The sequence below is a fragment of the Ornithinimicrobium sp. F0845 genome, from assembly GCF_023015765.1.
Lineage (GTDB): Bacteria > Actinomycetota > Actinomycetes > Actinomycetales > Dermatophilaceae > Ornithinicoccus.
In genome coordinates this window covers 1-241 of the sequence record NZ_JALKAL010000055.1, presented here as the reverse complement: position 1 = coordinate 241, position 241 = coordinate 1, and the positions used below count along the sequence as shown (strand labels likewise).

The following is a 241-nucleotide window of genomic DNA, read 5'->3' as shown; positions in this document are numbered from 1 at the left end:
GCGGGTGCTGATCGAGGACCCGCACCGCCTCGACGGCGTCCGCGTCATAGGCGTGGATGAACACGTCTGGCGGCACACCCGACGCGGCGACAAGTACGTGACCGTGATCATCGATCTGACCCCGATCCGCGACGGCACCGGTCCGTCCCGGTTGCTGGACATGGTCGAGGGCCGCTCCAAGAAGGCGTTCAAGACCTGGCTGGGCGAACGCGACCAGGCCTGGCGCGACCGGGTGGAGGTC

The 241-nt window shown here is 68.5% G+C and carries 1 protein-coding gene; it reads left to right on the top strand.

Features of this window, described 5'->3' with window-relative positions:
• On the top strand, nucleotides 1-241 hold a 241-nt coding region (locus MWU75_RS19700; RefSeq protein WP_247094154.1), incomplete at both ends, for a transposase.